The sequence below is a fragment of the Pseudomonas sp. Marseille-QA0892 genome (genome assembly GCF_054950135.1).
On the sequence record NZ_CM143104.1, the window covers coordinates 602,867 to 624,118 of the forward strand.

18 protein-coding genes are annotated in these 21,252 nt (G+C 60.9%); 7 read left to right on the forward strand and 11 right to left on the reverse strand.

Translation table 11 applies throughout. The features are described 5' to 3' along the window. Positions 1-609: 609 nt before the first annotated feature. Together ACY8D3_RS02590 and ACY8D3_RS02595 are read left to right on the forward strand one after the other, a co-directional pair. Complete coding sequence (locus ACY8D3_RS02590; protein WP_462381470.1) at positions 610-2,040, forward strand: MFS transporter; 1,431 nt, start codon at positions 610-612, stop codon at positions 2,038-2,040. Between the two features lie 397 nt (positions 2,041-2,437). Then, positions 2,438-3,601, forward strand: a complete 1,164-nt coding sequence (locus ACY8D3_RS02595) for a type III PLP-dependent enzyme (protein WP_462381471.1) — start codon at positions 2,438-2,440, stop codon at positions 3,599-3,601. A 60-nt stretch (positions 3,602-3,661) separates the two neighbouring features. On the opposite strand, the gene ACY8D3_RS02600 is transcribed toward ACY8D3_RS02595, so the two are convergent. From ACY8D3_RS02600 to ACY8D3_RS02625, 6 genes are all read right to left on the reverse strand, one after another. Further along, complete coding sequence (locus ACY8D3_RS02600) at positions 3,662-4,678, reverse strand: peptide ABC transporter ATP-binding protein (RefSeq protein ID WP_462381472.1); 1,017 nt, start codon at positions 4,676-4,678, stop codon at positions 3,662-3,664. Next, entirely contained in the window at positions 4,668-5,690 is a 1,023-nt protein-coding gene (locus ACY8D3_RS02605) for an ABC transporter ATP-binding protein (protein WP_462381473.1), read from the reverse strand. The genes ACY8D3_RS02600 and ACY8D3_RS02605 overlap by 11 nt, the downstream gene beginning before the upstream one ends. An 88-nt stretch (positions 5,691-5,778) precedes the next feature. Continuing rightward, entirely contained in the window at positions 5,779-6,675 is an 897-nt protein-coding gene (locus ACY8D3_RS02610) for an ABC transporter permease subunit (RefSeq protein ID WP_462384206.1), read from the reverse strand. A 28-nt stretch (positions 6,676-6,703) separates the two neighbouring features. Further along, positions 6,704-7,714, reverse strand: a complete 1,011-nt coding sequence (locus ACY8D3_RS02615; protein WP_462381474.1) for an ABC transporter permease subunit — start codon at positions 7,712-7,714, stop codon at positions 6,704-6,706. A 224-nt stretch (positions 7,715-7,938) separates the two neighbouring features. Further along, on the reverse strand, positions 7,939-9,540 hold the full coding sequence (locus tag ACY8D3_RS02620) for an ABC transporter substrate-binding protein (protein WP_462381475.1): 1,602 nt from the start codon (positions 9,538-9,540) through the stop codon (positions 7,939-7,941). A gap of 185 nt (positions 9,541-9,725) precedes the next feature. Continuing rightward, complete coding sequence (locus ACY8D3_RS02625; RefSeq protein WP_462381476.1) at positions 9,726-10,289, reverse strand: helix-turn-helix domain-containing protein; 564 nt, start codon at positions 10,287-10,289, stop codon at positions 9,726-9,728. Positions 10,290-10,420: 131 nt separating this feature from the next. On the opposite strand from ACY8D3_RS02625, the gene ACY8D3_RS02630 reads away from it, so the two are divergent. Continuing rightward, complete coding sequence (locus ACY8D3_RS02630) at positions 10,421-11,647, forward strand: M24 family metallopeptidase (RefSeq protein WP_462381477.1); 1,227 nt, start codon at positions 10,421-10,423, stop codon at positions 11,645-11,647. 290 nt (positions 11,648-11,937) lie between these two features. On the opposite strand, the gene ACY8D3_RS02635 is transcribed toward ACY8D3_RS02630, so the two are convergent. Further along, positions 11,938-13,536 carry an ABC transporter substrate-binding protein gene (locus ACY8D3_RS02635; RefSeq protein WP_462381478.1) on the reverse strand — a complete coding sequence of 533 codons (1,599 nt, stop codon included), beginning with the start codon at positions 13,534-13,536 and terminating at the stop codon, positions 11,938-11,940. Between the two features lie 160 nt (positions 13,537-13,696). After that, positions 13,697-14,401 (reverse strand): SIMPL domain-containing protein, encoded by a 705-nt coding sequence (locus tag ACY8D3_RS02640; RefSeq protein ID WP_462381479.1) that lies wholly within the window; start codon positions 14,399-14,401, stop codon positions 13,697-13,699. Between the two features lie 182 nt (positions 14,402-14,583). On the opposite strand from ACY8D3_RS02640, the gene ACY8D3_RS02645 reads away from it, so the two are divergent. The 4 genes from ACY8D3_RS02645 (at position 14,584) to ACY8D3_RS02660 (ending at position 18,010) form a co-directional block, all read left to right on the forward strand. After that, entirely contained in the window at positions 14,584-15,849 is a 1,266-nt protein-coding gene (locus ACY8D3_RS02645; RefSeq protein ID WP_462381480.1) for an ATP-binding protein, read from the forward strand. Continuing rightward, a complete protein-coding gene (locus ACY8D3_RS02650; protein ID WP_462381481.1) occupies positions 15,849-16,409 on the forward strand; it encodes a response regulator transcription factor in 561 nt (186 codons plus the stop codon). The genes ACY8D3_RS02645 and ACY8D3_RS02650 overlap by 1 nt, the downstream gene beginning before the upstream one ends. Before the next feature lie 100 nt (positions 16,410-16,509). Then, a complete protein-coding gene (locus tag ACY8D3_RS02655) occupies positions 16,510-17,451 on the forward strand; it encodes an AEC family transporter (RefSeq protein WP_462381482.1) in 942 nt (313 codons plus the stop codon). 127 nt (positions 17,452-17,578) lie between these two features. Beyond that, the gene (locus ACY8D3_RS02660; RefSeq protein WP_462381483.1) at positions 17,579-18,010 is read left to right on the forward strand and encodes a DUF4174 domain-containing protein; all 432 of its coding nucleotides are present in this window, start codon (positions 17,579-17,581) and stop codon (positions 18,008-18,010) included. 80 nt (positions 18,011-18,090) lie between these two features. Here ACY8D3_RS02660 and ACY8D3_RS02665 read toward each other — a convergent pair whose 3' ends face one another. From ACY8D3_RS02665 to gatB, 3 genes are all read right to left on the reverse strand, one after another. Continuing rightward, positions 18,091-19,170: a sodium:calcium antiporter gene (locus tag ACY8D3_RS02665; protein WP_462381484.1), complete on the reverse strand. Its 1,080-nt coding sequence runs from the start codon at positions 19,168-19,170 to the stop codon at positions 18,091-18,093. 41 nt (positions 19,171-19,211) lie between these two features. After that, entirely contained in the window at positions 19,212-19,598 is a 387-nt protein-coding gene (locus ACY8D3_RS02670) for a septal ring lytic transglycosylase RlpA family protein (RefSeq protein ID WP_462381485.1), read from the reverse strand. A 144-nt stretch (positions 19,599-19,742) separates the two neighbouring features. Next, entirely contained in the window at positions 19,743-21,191 is a 1,449-nt protein-coding gene (gene gatB / locus ACY8D3_RS02675; RefSeq protein ID WP_462381486.1) for an Asp-tRNA(Asn)/Glu-tRNA(Gln) amidotransferase subunit GatB, read from the reverse strand. Positions 21,192-21,252: the final 61 nt, after the last annotated feature.

The window sequence follows — 21,252 nt, forward strand, 5'->3', positions numbered from 1 at the left end:
GGTAGGGTGGGTTAGCGACGCGACACCCACCGAAGGGATGGGACCGAAAACGCCGCCCTTGATCACAGCCGTTGTTTCCAAGGCGCGCACAACCGGTATCGAGCCGATACAACGCGGATCGTGCCGTTCGAGGTAAACGGTGGAAGCCCTTCGGGATTCCACCCTACGGCCCCGCACCACAGAGGAATGCGGGCGTTACCAGGTCGCGGACATAGCCGTACCCACCCGGCCAGAAAGCCCTGGAAATGGGTGAACCTGACGCCGTTCGTTGCTTCGTGGTGGTGAGCTTGAGCCCAGCCAGGAAACGGAGTAGGCGCAGGACTTAAGCCTTTCAACCCTATGCATGACCCGCAATCCTCGGTGCTGAAGCGAAATGGTCCCAATGGGCGAAGAAGTCTCCCCGCCAGATTGAGCACCAGCGATCAACGTGGATGGCGGGTGGGGATGCGTAGATATGTCGTCATGCGATGAAGCGGCGCAATAAAATGCTGATAAAGAGATTCTGATCGGGCTTAAATTGCGCAAGTAGCCCCTTTTTCGTCTATATAGGCAATCTTGGGAATAGCCCCGTCCGGTAGGATGTAACCAAATAAAACCGGATGTTTGCCAATGTCATACGTTGCCCCAATCGGTGCCGACGCTACGTCTTCCCTGCCCGTCGATACGAACCGTGCGGCCGAAATCTCCGCCCGTATCGATCGCCTCCCTCCGTCGCGGAGTCTCTGGCTGCTTGTTACCTTGCTCTCGATTGGCGGGTTTTTCGAACTCTACGATCTGTTTCAGACGGCCTATATCAGTCCCGGGCTTATCGCCGACGGGATCTTTGCCAATGGTGCAGAAGGCGTGTTCGGGATCTCGGACCAGGCATCCTTCGCGGCGGCAACGTTTTTGGGGCTGTTCATCGGCGCAAGCCTTCTCACGCCTTATGCGGATCGATTCGGCCGTCGAAACGTGTTCGTTTTTGCATTGATCGCCTATACGGTCTGCACGGTATTGATGGGCCTGCAGACAACGGCGATCGGCGTCATTGTGATGCGCTTTCTTGTCGGTATCGGGCTGGGCGTCGAACTGGTGACGATCGATACCTACCTGTCCGAGATCATTCCCAAGGACATGCGCAGCAAGGCTTTCGCGTTCGGCTTCTTCATCATGTTCTCCTCGGTCCCGACCGTCGCGTTGCTTTCCTGGTGGCTGGTGCCGCAGGCACCTTTTGGTGTGTCCGGTTGGCGCTGGGTCGTTTTCTTCAGCGCGATCTTCGCGCTGTTCATCTGGTGGCTGCGCCGTCGCCTTCCCGAGTCGCCTCGTTGGTTGGCCCAGCATGGCCGGTTCGACGAAGCGGACGCCGTGCTGCGGCCCATCGAAGAGCGGGTGGCTGCGGAAACGGGTAAAGCGCTGCCTTCGCCGAAGGCAGAGATATTCGGCGTAAGCACCAAGGGGCGTTTTGCCGATATCTGGAGCCCTTTATACCGAAAGCGCACGTTGATGTTGATCGTGTTCAATATCTTTCAGGCGATTGGTTTCTTCGGCTTCGGCAACTGGTTGCCCAAGCTCATTTCGGGGCAGGGTGTCAGCGTTACCCACAGCCTGGGTTATGCCTTCGTCATCACCCTGGCATACCCGTTGGGCTCGCTGTTCTGCATGAAGGTCACCAGCCGGTTCGAGAACAAATGGCAGATCGTCTGCTCTGCGTTGTGCACCGTCATTTTCGGCACCCTGTTCGCGTTCCAGAGCCACCCGCTTTGGCTGACGCTCTGCGGGGTCATGATCACCTTCAGCAACGCATGGCTGACGTACAGCTATCACGGCTATCAGACCGAGCTGTTCCCGACGCACATTCGGGCGCGAGCGGTGGGCTTCTGCTACTCGTTCAGTCGCTTGTCCACGGTGTTCAGCAGCGTCGTCATCGGCCTGTTCCTGGAGAGCTTCGGCACCCCTGGCGTCGTCGTTTTCATCGTGGTCAGTATGCTCATCGTCATGTTCACGATCGGCGTGTTCGGCCCTCGCACGCAGGGCCTTGCGCTGGAGCGGATCAACGCCTGACGGGTCGTCCGGGGAACATCAAAAGGTCATGCCGGTCGGTTAAAGGTATGGGTTGGCAATGCGGGGGTGACGCGGTCGAATTTTTCGTTGATCTCGTGCCCCTCACGCCCTAAAGTTCGCGCCCGAACGTCCATGCTGGCAACGATCCATCCGGCTCAAGTACTGACGACGAGAGATCGCTGGTTTCCAACCGCGATCGGCGATGCTCGGCGACAAGCCTTGGGAAGTAGGCGAACCAAAATGGGGAAACTGATCGGGCGTTCGGAAGGGATGGAGCAGCCGCTGGAGAGCATGTGAAGCATGCGTGTCCGGTTACGCGGGTGCCCTCTCTGCAGGCTTTTCCCATTGCCATCGGCTATCGGCCGACCCTTTTCCGTTCCGCCAACTGGAGCCCAGCATGTCGATCAAGATCGAAGACTACTACCCCCGCGAAACCTTCAACAAACTGAAGGCGTTTGCCGATGAAAAGGAGACCCCGTTTGTCGTCATCGACACGGCTACCATCGCGCAAGCGTACGACGATCTGGTTGGCAGCTTCCCGTTCGCCAAGATCTATTACGCCGTGAAAGCCAACCCGGCAATCGAGATCACCGAGCTGTTGCGCGACAAGGGATCGAACTTCGATATCGCCTCGATCTACGAGTTGGACAAGGTCATGAGCGCCGGCGTCGGCCCGGAGCGCATCAGCTACGGCAACACCATCAAGAAAGCCCGCGACATCCGCTACTTCTACGAGAAGGGCGTCCGCATGTTCGCAACCGACTCCGAGGCCGACCTGCGCAACATCGCCAAGGCCGCGCCGGGCTCCAAGGTCTACGTGCGCATCCTGACCGAGGGCTCGACCTCGGCTGACTGGCCGCTGTCACGCAAGTTCGGTTGCAACCCGGACATGGCGCTGGACCTGCTGATTCTCGCCAAACAACTGGGTCTTGTACCTTACGGCCTGTCGTTCCACGTCGGCTCGCAGCAACGCGACATCGACGTCTGGGACGCAGCCATCGCCAAGGTGAAGGTGATCTTCGAGCGCCTCCAGCAGGAAGACGGCATCACGCTGCAGATGATCAATATGGGCGGAGGCTTCCCAGCCAACTACATCCAGCGCACCAATGACCTCAAGACCTATGCCGAGGAAATCACGCGCTTCTTGAAGGAAGACTTCGGCGATGACCTGCCCGAGATCATCCTCGAGCCTGGGCGCTCGCTGATCGCGAACGCCGGCGTGTTGGTCAGCGAGGTCGTGCTGGTGTCGCGCAAGTCGCGCACAGCGGTCGAGCGTTGGGTCTTCACTGATGTGGGCAAGTTCTCCGGCCTGATCGAAACGATGGATGAGGCCATCAAGTTTCCGATATGGACCGAAAAGAGGGGCGAGATGGAGGAGGTCGTCATCGCTGGCCCTACCTGCGACAGTGCGGACATCATGTACGAGCACTACAAATACGGTCTGCCCCTCAACCTTTCCAGCGGTGACCGTCTGTACTGGTTCTCCACCGGCGCCTACACAACGAGCTATAGCGCTGTAGAGTTCAATGGCTTCCCGCCGTTGAAGTCGTTCTATATCTGATCGCCTGGGTCCAAGGAGAAGCCCTGCACACGCAGGGCTTTTTTCTGCCTGGTACGCTTTTCAGGACGCTGTCGCGATCCGCTGGGGCTCGATGAATGTCTCGGCGTAGTGGCAGGCGACCTTGCGGCCATCCACTTCGCGGAAGGCCGGTTCCTCGGTACGGCAACGATCGGTCGCATGTGGGCAGCGTGTATTGAACACACAGCCGGAGGGCGGCGACAGGGGATTGGGCAGCTCGCCCCGAATCTTGATGCGTGGCTTGTTCGGGTCTGGCTTGATCGATGGCGTCGCTGACAGCAGGGCTTGTGTGTAGGGGTGCAGCGGGCGCTCATAGAGTCGATCACGAGGGCCCATCTCGGCAGGCTTGCCCAGGTACATCACTAACACCTGATCGGCTACATGCCGGACCACAGCGAGGTTGTGCGAAATGAACACGTACGCGGTGCCGAGTTCCTCCTGAAGATCTTTGAACAGGTTCAGGACCTGCGCCTGGATCGAGACGTCCAGCGCGGAGGTGGGTTCGTCGGCGACGAGCACCTTGGGCGTGAGCATCATCGCACGGGCGAGGGCGATCCGTTGACGTTGGCCTCCCGAGAACATATGGGGATAGCGCTGGTAGTGCTCGGGCCGCAAGCCCACCTGGCGCATCATGGCCTGCACGCGCTCACGGCGTTCATCGCGGCTGAGGTCGGTGTTGATCAGAAGCGGTTCGGCGAGTTGGTCGCCGATCTTCTGCCGCGGATTGAGCGATGCATAGGGGTTCTGAAAGACCATCTGCACGTCACGGCGCAGGTGCTGGCGATCTTCCCTGCTGGCGCCGGTGACCTCGCGGCCACCGATCTGAAGGGAGCCCGACGTCGGCTCCTCGATCAGCGTCAGTGCGCGGGCCAGGGTGGACTTTCCGCAGCCGGATTCACCCACGACCGCGAGCGTTTCCCCCGCTGCCAGCTCGAAGGAGACGCCATTCAATGCGCGTACGGTGGCGTCCTCTTTGAACAGGCCGCGTGATACGCGGTAGTGGCGCGTCAGATCACGCGCCAGAAGAACGGGGGCGTTGGTTGTCTGCTCAACGGACATGACGTTCTCCTCGCGAAGCGTAATGCGATTCCGGATGGACATCGGGCGCTTCGCCCGGCGCCATGTTGCGCGGGAAGAAGCAACGCACCGCGCCGCGATCGTAAGGTTCCAGCGCAGGGCGTTTCTCACAGCGGGTTTGCACGTACGGGCAGCGCGGCGCCAGCAGGCAGCCGTTCGGTCGGTCATAACGGCCTGGAACGATACCCGGAAGGGTGGCGAGGCGTGTGCGGTCCCCGTGTTCGGGGATCGCGGCCAGTAGTGCTTCGGTATACGGATGTGCCGGGGCGTCGAACAGGGCCGGAATGTGGCCCTTCTCGACCGCCTGGCCGGCGTACATTACACAGACATCGCGCGCCGTCTCGGCCACCACAGCAAGGTCGTGCGTGATGAGAATCAAGGCCATGTTCTGGTCGCGCTGCAATGCCAGGAGCAGGTCCATGATCTGCGCCTGGATGGTGACGTCCAGCGCCGTAGTGGGCTCGTCGGCGATCAGCAGTTGCGGCTCGCCGGCAATGGCCATGGCAATCGCAACCCGTTGGCTCATGCCCCCGGACAGCTGATGCGGATAGGCATCGAGCCGGCTTTCAGCAGCCGGAATCTCGACCCGTTGCAGCAGCTCCAGCGCACGTTGGCGGGCAGCGCGGCCCTTCAGGCCAAGGTGCTGACGGATGACTTCCTCGATTTGGTAGCCGACGGTATAGGCCGGGTTGAGGGCGGTCATCGGGTCCTGGAAGACCATGGCCATGTCCTTGCCGATGAGGCGACGGCGTTGGCGGCCCTTGATGGTCAGCAGGTCATGTCCCAGAAACAGCATCTGGTCTGCCGTGACGACACCAGGCGGGTCGATCAGGCCCATCAGCGCCATCATGGTGACCGATTTGCCTGAGCCGGACTCACCGACAATGGCGAGCACCTCGCCGGCATTGACCGAAAGATCCAGCCCTTCGACTACAGGTGGTGCATCAGGTCCGCCGAAACGGACATTCAGGTTACGAATATCAAGCAGGCTCATCGTATCAGCGCCTCCGAAACGGCTGGACTGCGCAGCAGGGCGTGTGGCAACACGGGAGGCAGGGAGGTCGGTTTCATCGGTTCGTACCTCATGCTGCATTCTTCAGGCGGGGGTCGAGCGCATCGCGTAGCCCGTCGCCCATCAGGTTGATGGCCAGAACGCTGAGGAGAATGGCGAGGCCGGGCAGCGAGACCACCCACCACGCGCGCTGCATGTTGTCCCGCGCGGAGGCGAGCATGGTGCCCCATTCCGGTGTCGGCGGCTGAACGCCCAGTCCAAGGAAGCCCAATGCGGCGGCGTCGAGAATTGCTGTCGAGAAGCTCAGTGTCGCCTGAACGATCAGCGGCGCCATGCAGTTCGGCAGGACGGTCACGAACATCAGGCGCAGCGTTCCCGCGCCGGCAATCCGCGATGCGGTTACGTAGTCACGGTTGAGTTCGGTCATGACCGCCGCACGGGTGAGTCGGACGTAGGCCGGCAGGGAGACGATGGCGATCGCGAAGATCGTGTTCATCAAGCCTGGGCCAAGGATGGCGACGATCGCGACGGCCAACAACAGCGAGGGCAGGGCCAGCATGACGTCCATGAGGCGCATGATGGGTGGTGCCAGGCGGGTGGGCGAAAAACCCGCGACCAGGCCCAGCAGAATGCCCGGTATCAACGAAACCACGACGGAAGCCAGGCCGATCAGCATCGACAGGCGCGCACCGTGGATCAACCGCGAGAGCATGTCCCGGGCCGCTTCGTCGGTGCCCAACAGGAAGCGGGTGTCGCCGCCCTCCATCCAGGCGGGGGGCAATAGCGTGAAGTCGCGAAATTGATCCGTGGGGTCGTAAGGTGAGATCCAGGGCGCGAAGAGGGCGCAGAACACCATCAGCGCCATGTAGATCAGGCCGGCCAGCGCGCCCTTGTTACGGCTGAAGGCGGTCCAGAATTCGCGAAACGGGGATGGATAGTGCAGGGCCGCATCGGTCGACGGCGTCATGGGTAAAGGCGCTTTCGAGGTCATGGGGTCACCGTTGATGCCGGATGCGTGGGTTGATCAGCCCGTAGAGGATGTCCACAGTGAAGTTCACGAGGATCACCAGGCACGCCACCAAGAGGATGCCGTTTTGTACGACCGGGTAATCACGGGCACCAATCGACTCGATCAACCAATGGCCGATTCCCGGCCAGGAAAAGATCGTTTCGGTCAGCACGGCACCGCCCAGCAGCGTGCCGACCTGCAGGCCGAAGACGGTGACCACGGGTACGAGCGCATTGCGCAGGGCGTGGACGAAGACGACCCGGCGTGGCGACAGCCCCTTGGCGCGGGCGGTACGGACATAATCCTCACGCAAGACTTCGAGCATCGCCGAGCGGGTCATGCGCGCGATGACGGCAAGCGGGATGGTGCCGAGCACGATTGCGGGCAGGATCAGATGGCGGACAGCATCCATGAACGCGCCTTCCTCATCGGACAGCAGGGTGTCGATGAGCATGAAGCCGGTCACGGGGGGAATGTCGTAGAGCAGGCTCAGGCGGCCGGAGACCGGCGTCCAGCCCAGGTCGACCGAGAACACCATGATGAGGATCAGACCCCACCAGAAGATCGGCATCGAATAGCCGGTGAGCGACAGGCCCATCACGCCATGATCGAAGATGGAGCCTCGCTTGAGCGCGGCTATCATGCCCGCCAGTAGTCCGAAGATGCCCGCAAAGATCAGTGCGGCAATAGCCAGCTCAAGCGTGGCCGGGAACAGCGTGGTGAATTCATCCCAGACGCTGGTGCGTGTCCGGAGGGATTCGCCCAGGTCGCCCGAGGCGAGCTGGCCGATGTAGTCGAAATACTGCTGGTAGAGCGGCTTGTTGAGCCCCAGGCGCTCCATGGCCTGGGCATGCAGCTCGGGATCCACCCGGCGTTCACCCATCATGACTTCCACCGGGTCGCCCGGAATAAGGCGTATCAGTGCGAAGGTCAGAAGCGTGATGCCGAAGAAAGTCGGGATCAGCAGCGCCAGGCGGCGTGCGATGAAGCTAAGCATCGTGGTCGTCAACTCCTGAGTGCCCCGGACGGGGCAAGGCGGTGATATCCGTTTCGACGGCGCGGCGTGCGCGATGGTCTTCGGTTCACGGCAAGCACATGCTGCGCTTGGCCGTTCTGGTTCGGACCATGACGTCGTTCAGACATTCCTCAAGCAGCATGCGTGCCGCGGTTCTAGGACGTACGCGTTGGGCAGCCCGGCAGGCAGGCTACCCAACGCCGTGGTCAGTCCTTGCTTACGCCGCTGAAGCTGTTGCGACCGAAGGGGCTGATGACAAAGCCTTTAACGTCCTTGCGCATGGGCTGGTAGACCGTGGAGTGCGCGATGGGCGTAATCGGAACTTCACGTTTCAGGACGGCCTGCGCCTTCTCGTACAACGCGGTGCGTTCGGCCTGGTCCGTGATGCGCTTCGCAGCGACGACGAGGTCGTCGTACTCCTTGTCGCACCACTTCGAGAAATTGTTGCCGTCTACCGAAGCGCAGCCGTACAGCGTACCGAGCCAGTTGTCCGGGTCACCGTTGTCACCGGTCCAGCCGATGAGCATGGCGTCGTGTTCGCCAGCGTGGGCACGCTTGATGTACTCGCCCCACTCATAGCTGACGATGCGCGCCTTGATGCCGACCTTGGCCCAGTCATTCTGGAGCATTTCAGCCATCAGCCTTGCGTTGGGGTTATAGGGACGCTGGACCGGCATGGCCCATAGCGTGATCTCCGTACCTTCCTTCACGCCCGCAGCCTTGAGCAATTCCCTGGCTTTGTCAGGATCGTAGGGTGCATCCTTGATGGATTCATCGTAGGACCACTGGGTCGGCGGCATGCCGTTCACGGCCAGTTGACCGGCACCCTGGTAGACCGCGTCGATGATGGCCTTCTTGTTGACCGCCATGTCCAACGCTTCGCGGACTTCACGCTTGTCGAATGGCGCGCGGGTGACGTTGTAGGCGATATAGCCCAGGTTGTAACCCGGCTCGGTCGGAACGTTGAGGTTCTTGTCCGCTTTCAGGCTTTCAATATCGGCCGGGCGAGGATTCAGCGTGATGTCGCATTCGCCCACGCGGATCTTCTGCATCCGAACCGGCGCGTCGGTATTGATCGAGAACAGAAGGTTTTCGACTTTCACCTTGTCCGGGTCCCAGTAGTCCGGGTTGCCCTTGAAGCGAATGACGGCGTCCTTCTGATAGCGGTTGAAGACAAAGGGGCCAGTACCAACCGGCTTCTGGTTGATATCCGCGGCCTTGCCGGCCTTCAGCAGTTGATCGGCATACTCCGCGGAGTGGACGGCTGCGAAGTTCATCGCCAGGTTCTGAATGAAGGCTGCGTCGACGTCGTTCAGGACGAAGCGGACGGTCATGTCGTCGACCTTCTCTACCTTGGCGATGTTGGCGTCCAGACCCATGTCGGTGAAATACGGGAACTCCGTGGCGTAGGCCTTACGGAAGGGATGGTTCTTGTCCAGCATGCGCTGGAACGTGAATACCACGTCGTCCGCATTGAACTCACGGGACGGTTTGAAATAGTCCGTGGTGTGGAATTTCACGCCTTCACGCAGGTGGAAGGTGTAGGTCTTGCCGTCCTCGCTGATATCCCAGGACGTCGCCAATGAGGGTTGCGCCTTGGTGCCGCCGCGCTCAAATTCCGCCAAGCGGTTGAACATGGTCTCCGAGTTCGCATCGAAGTCAGTCCCGGTCGTGTACTGGCCCGGGTCGAATCCGGCCGGGCTGCCTTCGGAACAGTAAACCAGCGTGCCCTTGGCAGCGGATGCCATCGGGCTGGCGGCCAATAGGCCGGTTGCCAGCAACGCGGAAAAGAGAGCGGTCTTGCGCATGCGGAGCCTCGTCGAGTTGTTATATGGCCACGCCTTGTGGGCGAGGACGCGGGCGGTCTTGGATGATTCCAAGCCAGCGTGCATCCCGAAATTAAGTGAAGCTGAAATCTCCGTCAATTCAAAATTTAAGCCGCACTAATATTGAGCGGCGTGCCCGAAAACGGGGCGATCGTGTCGCTTACGGATCAATACGCCCGGCGATCGTCGAAAAGTGGCATTGTGGTCACGTTGATGAGTTCAGCTGCTGCCGCCCCTGAGTTGACCAGCCTGTGAGGCCTGGACGCATCGAAATGCACCGAGTCGCCGATGCCCAGCGGATAGGCGCGGCCCTCGATAAAGTACGTCACGTGACCGGTCAATACGTAGGCCAGCTCGACGCCTTCATGCGCGATCAGCTCGGACTCATAGCCGACCGGGATATTCATTTTCACAGCATTTAGCGGATTGCCCGGGAAAGAGCTCGAGAGACGCTCGTATACAAGCGGCTGGCTGCCAACGGTGTAGCGGACCCGCTCGTTGGTATGCGAGTCCGGGCTTTGTTGCTCCGGCTGTTCCAGGAGCGTATTCAATGGCACCTGAATGGCACGCGCGATATTGGCCAGCGACGAGATGGAGACTCCGCAGAGATTGCGTTCAGCCTGGGAAAGGAAGCTGGCTGTCAGTCCGGCCTCGGCGGCGACCTGGTTGAGTGTCTTGCCTGCAGCGCGTCTGTAGCGCCGTAGCCGTTCGCCGATGTGCTCTACGGTCATGGAGTATCGCCTTGCTGGTATGAGGTCGAAGTATACCGGTGCGCTTCGTGTATTTCGTTCCGAACATTAACGCTTCACGGCCGGTGATTTTCGTTCTAATTTAAGTGAAGCTTAATTAATTGGAGTGTGCCATGACGCTTGGTGTGGGTGGTGTGTCGGCTGCGGCGGCCCTGGATCGACTGCAGGACATGACGGCAGGGGCGCAAGCAATCGCGCCTGCGGAATACCAACAGCGGCTGGCGCGGGCACAGGTTGCGATGCGAGAGGCCGGCATTGACGCGTTGGTGATCAATGCCGGGAGCAACCTGCACTACTTCAGTGGCATCGTTTGGAAGGCCAGCGAACGCTTGGTGGCGGCCGTACTGCCGGCCGATGGGCCGCTCCACTACATCGCGCCAGCGTTCGAGCGTGGCACCGTACAGAGCTTCATGGTGGTGGACGGCCCCATCAGCACCTGGCAGGAACACGAGAACCCTTATGCGCTATTGGGCGATGTCCTGCACGGTCTCGGTGTGCTGCCCGGCGGCGATGCCGTCATCGCACTGTGCCCCAGCCTGCCGTTCTTCATGTTCGATGGCATTCGTGAGTGCCATTCGGGCTATCGATTCATCAATGGCGGGCCGCTCATTGATGATCTACGCATGTACAAGTCCTCTGCCGAAATCGCGCTGCTGCGCCAGGCCAAGGCGATGACCCTGGCGGTCCATCAGGCCACAGCCAGCATGCTTGAGGAAGGCATGTCGGCCGCCGACGTTACCGAGTTCATCCGGCAGGCGCATCGCCGGGTAGGTGCGCCGGGCTCCACTTTCTGCATCGTGCTGTTCGGGCCGGATACCGCTTTTCCACATGGCGTATTGGCCCCCAAGGGGCTGGAAAAAGGCGATATGGTGCTGATCGATACGGGTTGTCAATTGCACGGCTACCAGTCGGACATTACGCGTAGCTACGTGTTTGGCGAACCCACGCCTGAGCAGCGACGTGTCTGGGATGTCGAAAAGGCCGCACAGCAGGCAGCCTTCGAGGCTGCGGTGCTCGGCGCGACATGCGAGTCCCTGGATCTGGCGGCGCGCCGAGTCATCGAAGCCAATGGGTTCGGGCCGGGCTACGCATTGCCGGGACTACCACACCGTACGGGTCATGGCGTTGGGCTGGAGCTGCACGAGGCGCCCTACATCGTCAAAGGCAACACGTTGCCGCTGGACGCCGGCATGTGTGCCAGCAACGAGCCGATGATCTGCGTACCCGGCGCCTTTGGCGTTCGCCTGGAGGACCACTTCTACATGGCTGACGATGGAGCGCACTGGTTCACCGAGCCGAGCTTTTCGGTCGATGATCCATTCGGGTTGGAAAAGGCGTGATCTGACACGTCTTCCTTGCAGGTTGCGCTGTGACGCTTGAGGTCCGGCAAAGCGCATCAGCGGCGCACCTCTGATCCTGCTGTGCCCACGCGTAGCCATTCGCGGGAAGCGTCACGGTCCGCTGTAGAGCAAGCGCGCTGGCGTTCAGTTGATTCTGTCGATGCGGCAGCGAGGGCAGGGGCCGGTTTGCGCATATCGACGGGCGCTCCCGCCATGAACCGCCTGTTCGGGGGTAAGCGATGGCACCTGCGTCTTGTAGCCGGCCCTGCCTTGGCAGGGCCGGCGGTCGGTCACTCGACGCTGACGCCGTAAAACGAGTTGATGCCGAACGGGCTGATCTTGAAGTCCTTCACGCGATTGCTCATCGGTTGGTAGACCGTGGAATGCGCGACAGGCGTGATGGCCGCTTCCTCCTTGAGAATGCCCTGCGCCTGCTTGTACAGGGCCGTGCGCTTCTCCTGGTCGGTAAGCGTGCGGGCTTCCTTGATCAGGCTATCGTAACGCTGGTCACACCAGCGGCTGTAGTTGTTGCCATTGATGGCATCACAACCGTATAGCGTGCCGAGCCAGTTGTCCGGGTCGCCGTTGTCGCCGGTCCAGCCGATCAGCATGATGTCGTGCTCTCCGGCCTTGGCTCGCTTGAGATATTCGCCCCATTCATAGCTGACGATACGGACCTTCAGGCCGATCTTTGCCCAGTCGGACTGAAGCATTTCGGCCATGAGCCGGGCATTCGGGTTGTAGGGGCGCTGCACCGGCATGGCCCAGAGCGTGACCTCGGTGCCTTCCGCTACGCCGTTGTCACTAAGCAGTTGCTTGGCCTCTTCGGGATCAAAGCTGGCGTCCTTGATGCCATCATCGTATGACCACTGGGTAGGGGGCATCGCGTTGACCGCGACCTGGCCCGCACCCTGGTACACCGCGTCGATGATTGCCTTCTTGTTGACCGCCATGTCGAGTGCCTTCCGCACTTCCGGCTTGTCGAACGGCTCGTGCTCCACGTTATAGGCGATGTAGCCCAGATTGAAACCAGGCTGCTCGGGCATCTGAAGATTCTTGTCCGCCTTGAGGCCTTCGAGTTCGGCCGGGCGGGGGTTGAGTGTGACCTGGCATTCGCCTGCCCGCAGCTTCTGCATCCGCACGGATGGGTCCGTTGTGATGGCGAAGATGAGGTTATCGAGCTTCACATCCTCTGGATTCCAGTATTCCTTGTTACCGCGGTAACGGATTACCGCATCTTTTTGGTAACGGCTGAACACGAACGGGCCGGTCCCGATCGGTTTTTGGTTGATTTCCTGTGGCTTGCCTTCGGTCAGCAGCTTGTTGGCGTATTCAGCGGACTGGATCGAGGCGAAGCTCATGGCGACGTTCTGGATGAAGGCGGCGTCCACGGCCTTGAGCGTAAACTTCACAGTGCGATCGTCGACCTTCTCCACCTTGGCGATGTTCTTGTCCATGCTCATGCCGGTGAAGTAGGGAAATTCGGTCGGATACGCCTTACGGAAGGGATGATCGCGATCCAGCATGCGCTGGAACGTGAACAGGACATCGTCCGCGTTGAGTTCGCGGGTCGGTGTGAAATAGTCCGTGGTATGGAACTTGACGCCTCCACGCAGATGGAAGGTGTAGACGAGGCCGTCTTCACTGGTTTCCCAGCGGTCCGCCAGGCCAGGCACGATTTCGGTGCTGCCGCGCTTGAACTGTGTAAGCCGGTTGAAGACGGTTTCAGCTGCCGCATCGAATTCGGTGCCGGAGGTATAGAGCGCGGGGTCGAAGCCGGCAGGGCTCGCTTCCGAGCAGAAGACCAGTGTGTCAGCGGCATGTGCGGCCGGGATGCCCAAGGCAAACCCGGCGGCGAACACGGCATGTACCAGAGCGGTTTTGCGCATTTTCACCTCTTGTCATTGGTCGTGGTGTTGAGAGGCCGCAAGCCGCGGCTGGTTTCGATATGCACGCGATATGCCCGCCCGGGGGGTGAGAGGCGACATCGACACCAGATGTCGCATCCTTACAACTTCGAGCGACGCGCCTGAGTGGCAAAGGCCCCGCTCAGGGCATCTGCACCTCGATCACACCATCGGCGTTGGCGCCGATATCGCTGTTCCCCGCTTCGATATCCGGCGTGGCGTCTTCCATGCGGGCGGACTTGGCCATTGCCTGCATGCGAAGCGGCGGTTGGAAGCCGGAGGTGTTCAGGTTCAGGCTGACGATCTTGTAGGACGACCCGCCCAGGGCGTCGGTCGCCAGCTGCGCGCGTGCCTTGAAGGCATCTACGGCTTCGCGGATGAGCGCATCTTCCGTGCGCTTGCGGGCCTCGTCCGAAACGCTGAAGCTCATGCTTCCCATGCTGAGCTGGCCGAGCAACTTGCCAGTCAGGTCGGACAGCGCCGCGAAGTCGCCGCTTTCCAGCTGGATGCTGGCGCGCTCGCGCCAGCCAGTGATCTTCTGGCCCTTGTCGTCGTAGATTGGGTAACTGCTGCGGCTACCCTGGCTGACTTCGACGCCCTTTACCTGGCGTGCGTCAGCCAACGTGGTGTTCAGCGTCTTGGTGATCTGGGCAGCGAGTTTGGCGGGATCTGCATCCTGCGCCTCGGTATAGAGCGATACCTGCATACGATCCCGAGCGACTTGGTGCGACACGTCGGCACGAAGGGTGATCTGATTGTAACGGGCCTCGTCGGCCACGGCGGGTAGGGTCTGTGCAGCGATAAGGCCAGCGGCCAGAGCAGGGACGAAGCGTGTAAAGCCGGACATGACATCTCCTTGTGGACGATTCCCGTCAGGGCTGATGGACCCCGGACAAAGCGTGGTTCAAAGACCGCGGGCAATGCGTTCCGTTCAGCGTAACCGGGTTACGATGGCCGTGCGACGCGTTGCCGCAAGCGGCCGGGGCGGGACACGTCTTGGTTATACTTCATCCCCCTTCCGGAGACGATATGCTCGCACCCGTCCAGTTGCTTTCCGCCAGCCATCAGAACCTATGGCGGCTCACCCTCATTCGCTTGTTGGTTCTTGCCGCACAGGCCGGATCCGTCGGGCTTGCCTACCTGACAGGGCTGCTCAATCTGCCCTGGCTGCCACTCTCCATCACGCTGTGTGTCTCGCTGTGCCTGTGTTTCGCCACTGTGATCCGCCTGCGCGGGCCATGGCCTGTCACCGAGCTCGAATACGCTGCTCAGCTGGCCTGCGATCTGATCATCCACAGCGTGCTGCTTTACTACACGGGCGGCGCGATCAACCCGTTCGTATCGTATTACCTTGTGCCACTGACCATCGCGGCGGCGACGCTGCCCTGGCTCTTCACGGTCGTGCTCTCGGGCCTTGCGCTGGCGTCCTACACGTTGCTGCTGATCTGGTCCCATCCGTTCGAAACCGTGATCGTGCGCCGCGAGTCGCTGCTGATCTACGGCATGTGGTTGAGCTTCGCCCTGTCAGCGGCGCTGATCACGTTCTTTGCCGCACGCATGGCCGAAGAGCTACGCCGCCAGGAGCTCCGCCGTGCCGCGCGAAGCGAGGCGGATCTGCGAGATCAGCAATTGCTGGCGGTCGCGACCCAGGCGGCCGGCGCTGCCCACGAGTTGGGTACGCCGTTGGCGACCATGAGTGTGCTGCTCAATGAACTTCGCCAGGAGCATGACGACCCGCAACTACAGGAGGACCTTTCCGTCCTTCAGGAGCAGGTCAAGCAGTGCAAGGAAAGCCTGCAGCAGCTGGTCCGCGCGGCGGAGGCCGAACGCCGCCAGGCGGTCGAGTTTCAAAGCGTGAAGGTGTGGACTCATGCGGTGCTGCAGCGGTGGCACCTCATGCGCCCGGAAGTGACCTATCGTTTTCAATGCGAAGGCGAGGGCGAAGCCCCTCGGCTTGCACCGCCACCGGACCTGAGCCAGGCATTGCTCAACCTGTTGAACAACGCGGCTGACGCCTGCCCAGACGATCTGGAGATTTATCTCGGCTGGGATGAAGAGGGAACGTACATCCGCATCCGCGACCATGGCAGCGGCGTGCCCTTGCACATCGCCGATCAGATCGGTAAACCCTTCATCACAACCAAAGGTAGCAATGGCAAGGGATTCGGGCTGGGCCTTTTCCTCAGCCAGGCCAGCGTCACCCGCGCCGGCGGATCCGTCAAACTCTATAACCAGCAGGGCGGTGGCACGCTGACCGAGCTGCGCCTGCCACACGCTGTTCCGGGAGACGTGTAATGAGTGAAGAGCATTCGATCGAGGGCGAGGATCTGCCTCACCTGCTGTTGGTCGACGACGACCCGACCTTTACCCGTGTGATGGCGCGCGCGATGAGCCGACGCGGCTTTCGTGTAAGCACGGCCGGTTCTGCTGAAGAAGGTCTGTTGCTGGCTCGCCAGGATATGCCCGACTGTGCGGTCCTGGATCTGAAGATGGAAGGCGACTCCGGGCTCGTTCTATTGCCTCGCCTCCTCGAGCTGGATCCGGAAATGCGCGTCGTCATCCTGACCGGGTACTCAAGCATTGCGACGGCGGTTGAGGCCATCAAGCGCGGTGCGTGTAATTACCTGTGCAAACCCGCCGATGCGGACGACGTGGTGACAGCGCTTCTTTCCGAGCATGCGGACCTGGATACGCTGGTGCCGGACAATCCGATGTCAGTCGACCGGCTACAGTGGGAGCACATCCAGCGGGTTCTGAACGAGCATGATGGCAATATCTCGGCGACCGCGCGTGCCCTGGGTATGCATCGCCGGACGTTGCAGCGCAAGCTGCAGAAGCGACCCGTCCGCCGCTAAGGATTTTCTGCGCTGCCGGTCGTTTCGACGAATGGCAGCGCAAATCCGTATCGCCGCTGCCCCTCGGCTCGTCTGAGCCCTTTTCCCGAAAGCCAGGCCCATGTTCGCCATCTTCAGCCAGACCCTCGCCATTACTGCCCCGGTATTCTCGATGCTGTTCATCGGGGTGTTCCTGAAGCGGGTCGGGGCGATCGATACTGCCTTTATCAACATGGCGTCGCGGCTGGTGTTCAATGGAACGATGCCGACCCTTCTGTTCCTGGGCATCGTCGAAGTCGACATGGACGCGGGGCTGCAATGGGGCGTGATGATCTACTTCAGCATTGCCTCCGTGCTCGGCTTCCTGCTGGCGTGGGGTTGGGCGATCTGGCGATGTCCCGAGGCAGACCGCGGCGTGTTCACGCAGGGGGCATTCCGGGGTAACAACGGCATTATTGGTCTGGCCCTTGCCACCAGCATGTATGGTGCGTACGGCCTTTCCCTCGGCAGTATTCTCGCCGGCGTCGTGATCATCTTCTTCAACAGCCTGTCCGCCATCGTGCTGGCTGTCTATAGCCCTACGGCGAAGGCAGACCCGTGGAGCCTGTTCAAGAGCATCATTGGTAACCCGCTCATCATCGGCGTCCTGGCAGCCATTCCTTTCGCCGTCTTTCGTATCCCGATCCCGGAGTGGATCCTCACGTCCGGCCATTACTTTGCACAGCTGACCCTGCCGTTGGCCTTGATCTGTATTGGTGGCACGTTGTCGTTGGCATCGCTGCGCAAAAGCAGCAAGGTGGCAATGGACGCGAGCCTGGTGAAGATGGTGTGGATGCCCATCGTGCTCACCACGATTGCCTGGATCCTCGGCTTTCGTGGTGCTGATCTCGGCGTACTCTTCCTGTATTTCGCAGCGCCGACCGCGGCCGCCAGTTTCGTCATGGCCCGCGCCTTCAACAGTAACGATGAGCTCGCCGCTGCCATTATCGTCATCACAACGCTGATGGCCGTCGTCACAACCAACATCGGCATCATCGTGTTGCAATTCGGCGGCTGGATCTGACGCAACATGCGCTGGGCCGTGCAAAGCGGCGCGCGGCGTCTTCGCATCCGATCCGCTCCTCCCAAGCGAACCATTACGAGGGCACCCGGGTCATCCGTTGAGCTGATGTCACGAGGAGTACTTCGAGATGAGATCCTTTCTGTGCGCCGTGGCGGGGTTCGCCGCCGTCTCTCTGGGGGCTCATGCCATGGCGGACGAAGTTAATCCGTTACAAGGCGATCGCTGGAGCTACAGGCCGCTGGTGGTCGTAGTGCCGACGCCGGAAGACCCCGTCCTGCAGAGCCTGAACGATGAGCTCAACGAACCTGCCAATCGCGAGGCGTTCGTCGAGCGTGAAATGGTGCTGTACCGGGTGGTGGAGGGGCGCGCCACGCGCAATGACAAGCCGTTGAAGCCGGATCAGGCCGCTGCGCTGCTCGATGCGCTCGATGCCAAGCCGGACGGCCCGGCTACGGTTTACCTGATTGGCAAGGACGGCGGAATCAAGGTCAAGGAAGAGGGCGGTGTGAACGCACAGGACATTTTTGTCACGATTGATCGTATGCCCATGCGGCAATAACGTTGGCTATTGACTGCAGGCGCTGTGTGAAGGGGTACCGTGTGGTTTTCGCAGAAGGGGCCTGGCGTTGGGCCCGCGAACTAGCCGCGTCGGCTGCGGACGTAATGCCAAGCCAGTCGCGCCAGAAGGAGCATCCCCGCCGCCGGCATTGCGTAGGTCAGTAGCATGTGGCGGTAGGCGGTCAGTTGCGGCATGCCTGTAGAAAACAAAGCCAGGTAGAGAAGATAGGCGCCGTAAGCGGCGACGAGAGCAAGGCCAGTCAGGCGGCCTACGGTGCCCGTAAGTATCAGGAATGGCGCAACTGCCAACACGGTCAGCATCAACGGTAGGTCGAGTGCCAGGGCATTTGGGGATATGGATAAGCCAATCGAGTTCACGAAGGTGGCCAGTCCGGTCGCCAGCAGAAGGCTGGTCAGTGCGCTACCGAACAGGATCGATACGACCGCGGCATGTTGGCCACGGTAGGCGGCCACCAGGCAAAGCACGAATTCTGGAAGCGCTGTTCCGGCTGCAATCACGGTCAGGCCTACTACAAGTTCGGACAGTCCGAGGGCTACCCCAAGCTCGGTAGCGCCACGCACCAGCGCGTCGGCACCAAGCACGATGAAAACCGCACCCGCTGCGACCATGAAGAGGTTCCAGAGCAGTGGCAAACGGCGCGCCGGGCGTGAGGTCGCCTGCGAGGTAACCGCCCTCTCCGAGACCAGCCCGTTACGTTCACGGTGCCTCAGGACGACCAGCGTGTAGGCACTCCATCCGACAGTCATCAGTGCACCTTCGCCATGGGTCAGTTGCCCGTCCAGGGCTAGCCAGGCGAATCCGACCCCTGCGATCCCCAGTGCAACGGGATGCCACCAAACGTCCTTGAAGGTGGTGTGGATTGGCAGGAGGAAAGCCACCGCACCCAGCACCAGTGAAAGATTGATCAGGGGCGTGCCGATTGCGTTGCCAATGGCGAGATCGCCTTTGCCTTCCAGCGCAGCCCTTATTGCCACTGAGAGTTCGGGCGCTGCAATGGCGAGCGCGAGGAGGATGCCTGTGAGTGCCACAGGGAGTCGCGTACCGGCCAAGACGCGCCGCGTCCCCTGGAACAAGCCATAGGCACCTAGCGAAAGCAGTGTCAGTCCGACAGCGATGAGTACATAGATGGAGGGCGACATGGTCCCGTGCCTTCAAGCCTGAAGCGCGCAGGGTACGCCATTCATGGGGCTAGCGACTCCAGCCTTACGCGTGCTGTTCCGGTACTCACCATGCCGAGCGCTTCGGCAGCCTTTCGCGAGACATCGATAATGCGCCCCCGGCCATAAGGGCCGCGGTCATTTATGCGTACGATCACGCTCCGGTCATTGCTCAGGTTCGTCACGCGGAGTTCGGTGCCGAAGGGAAGTGTCCGGTGTGCGGCGGTGAGGCTGTTCTGGTTGAATCGCTCACCGCTGGCCGTTCGCTTGCCGTGATGATTGCGACCGTACCACGATGCTTGGCCAACGGCGGTGTAGCCGTGTGGATCGACGGTGCCGGACGGCTGGCCCACGCAGCCCGAAAGCAGCGCAAGGACGAATAAGGATGACGTTAGGAAAGTACGAGGCATCATGACCCGAGCGTTTGCTGAAACTCGCCTATCGACCGTGAGCGAAGCGGTGCGTTCGGCCTGACCCGGAGGCGATCTGTAACCGTTTGCAGGGATAGGCAGGTGATGCATGACCGGATACAGGCCCGGTCATGCGTTCTTGCTTCAGCCTTCGAGTTTTTGCTTGAGCAGCGCGTTGACCTGGCCAGGGTTGGCCTTGCCCTTGGACGCCTTCATGGCCTGTCCCACGAAGAAACCGAACATCTTGCCCCGCTTGGCCTCGTCACTGGCACGGTACTGCTCAACCTGCGCGGCGTTTGCCGCAAGGACTTCGTCGAGCATCGCTTCGATGGCGCCGCTGTCGGTGACCTGCTTGAGGCCTTTCTTCTCGATGATCTCGTCTGCCGTCGCACCCTCGCCATTGGCGAGCGCCTCGAACACCATCTTGGCGATCTTTCCGGAAATCGTGTCGTCTTTTATGCGCAGGATCATTCCGCCGAGCTGCTCGGCCGAGACCGGCGACTGCTCGATATCCAGATCTTCCTTGTTCAGCAGGCTGGAGAGTTCACCCATGACCCAGTTGGCCGCCAGCTTGGCGTCCCCACAGGTCTTTTCCACCGCTTCAAAGTAATCCGCCATTTCACGGCTTGCCGACAGCACGCTGGCATCGTAGGCCGAAAGGCCGAACTGGGCTTCGAAGCGCTCGCGCTTTTGGACGGGCAGTTCCGGCAGCTGACCGCGAAGCGTCTCGAGGAAGCTGCGCTCGATTACGACAGGAAGCAGGTCAGGGCAGGGGAAGTAACGGTAGTCGTTCGCTTCTTCCTTGCCTCGCATCGAACGGGTTTCGTCCTTGTTCGGATCGTAAAGGCGAGTTTCCTGAACGACCTTGCCGCCGTCCTCGATCAATTCGATCTGACGCTGTATCTCGTGATTGATCGCTTTCTCGATGAAGCGGAACGAGTTGACGTTCTTGATCTCGGCACGGGTGCCGAACGCTTCCTGACCCTTCGGGCGAACCGAGACGTTGCAGTCGCAGCGCAACGAACCTTCAGCCATGTTACCGTCGCAGATCCCGAGGTAGCGCACCAGGGCGTGAATCGCCTTCACATACGCCACCGCTTCCTTGGCGCTGCGGATATCCGGCTCGGACACAATCTCAAGCAGCGGCGTACCGGCGCGGTTCAGGTCGATGCCGCTCATGCCCTGGAAGTCTTCGTGCAGGCTCTTGCCTGCGTCCTCCTCCAGGTGCGCCCGCGTGATGCCGATGCGCTTGACGGTCCCGTCTTCGAGTGTGATGTCGAGATGACCCTTGCCCACGATGGGATGATCCATCTGGCTGGTCTGGTAGCCCTTTGGAAGGTCGGGGTAGAAGTAGTTCTTGCGGGCGAAGACATTACGCTCGCCGATCTCGGCGTCGATGGCCAACCCGAACTGGCACGCCATGCGAACGGCTTCCCCGTTGAGTACAGGCAGCACGCCTGGCATGCCGAGGTCCACCAGGCTTGCCTGGGTATTCGGCTCGGCGCCAAAGGTCGTGGCGCTTCCCGAGAAAATCTTCGATTGGGTGGCGAGCTGAGCGTGAATCTCAAGCCCGATAACGGTTTCCCATTGCATCTGTCGTCCTCAGAGCCTGTTTGCTCCGCCACGGGGGCGGCAAAACAGCCTCACTAAACTC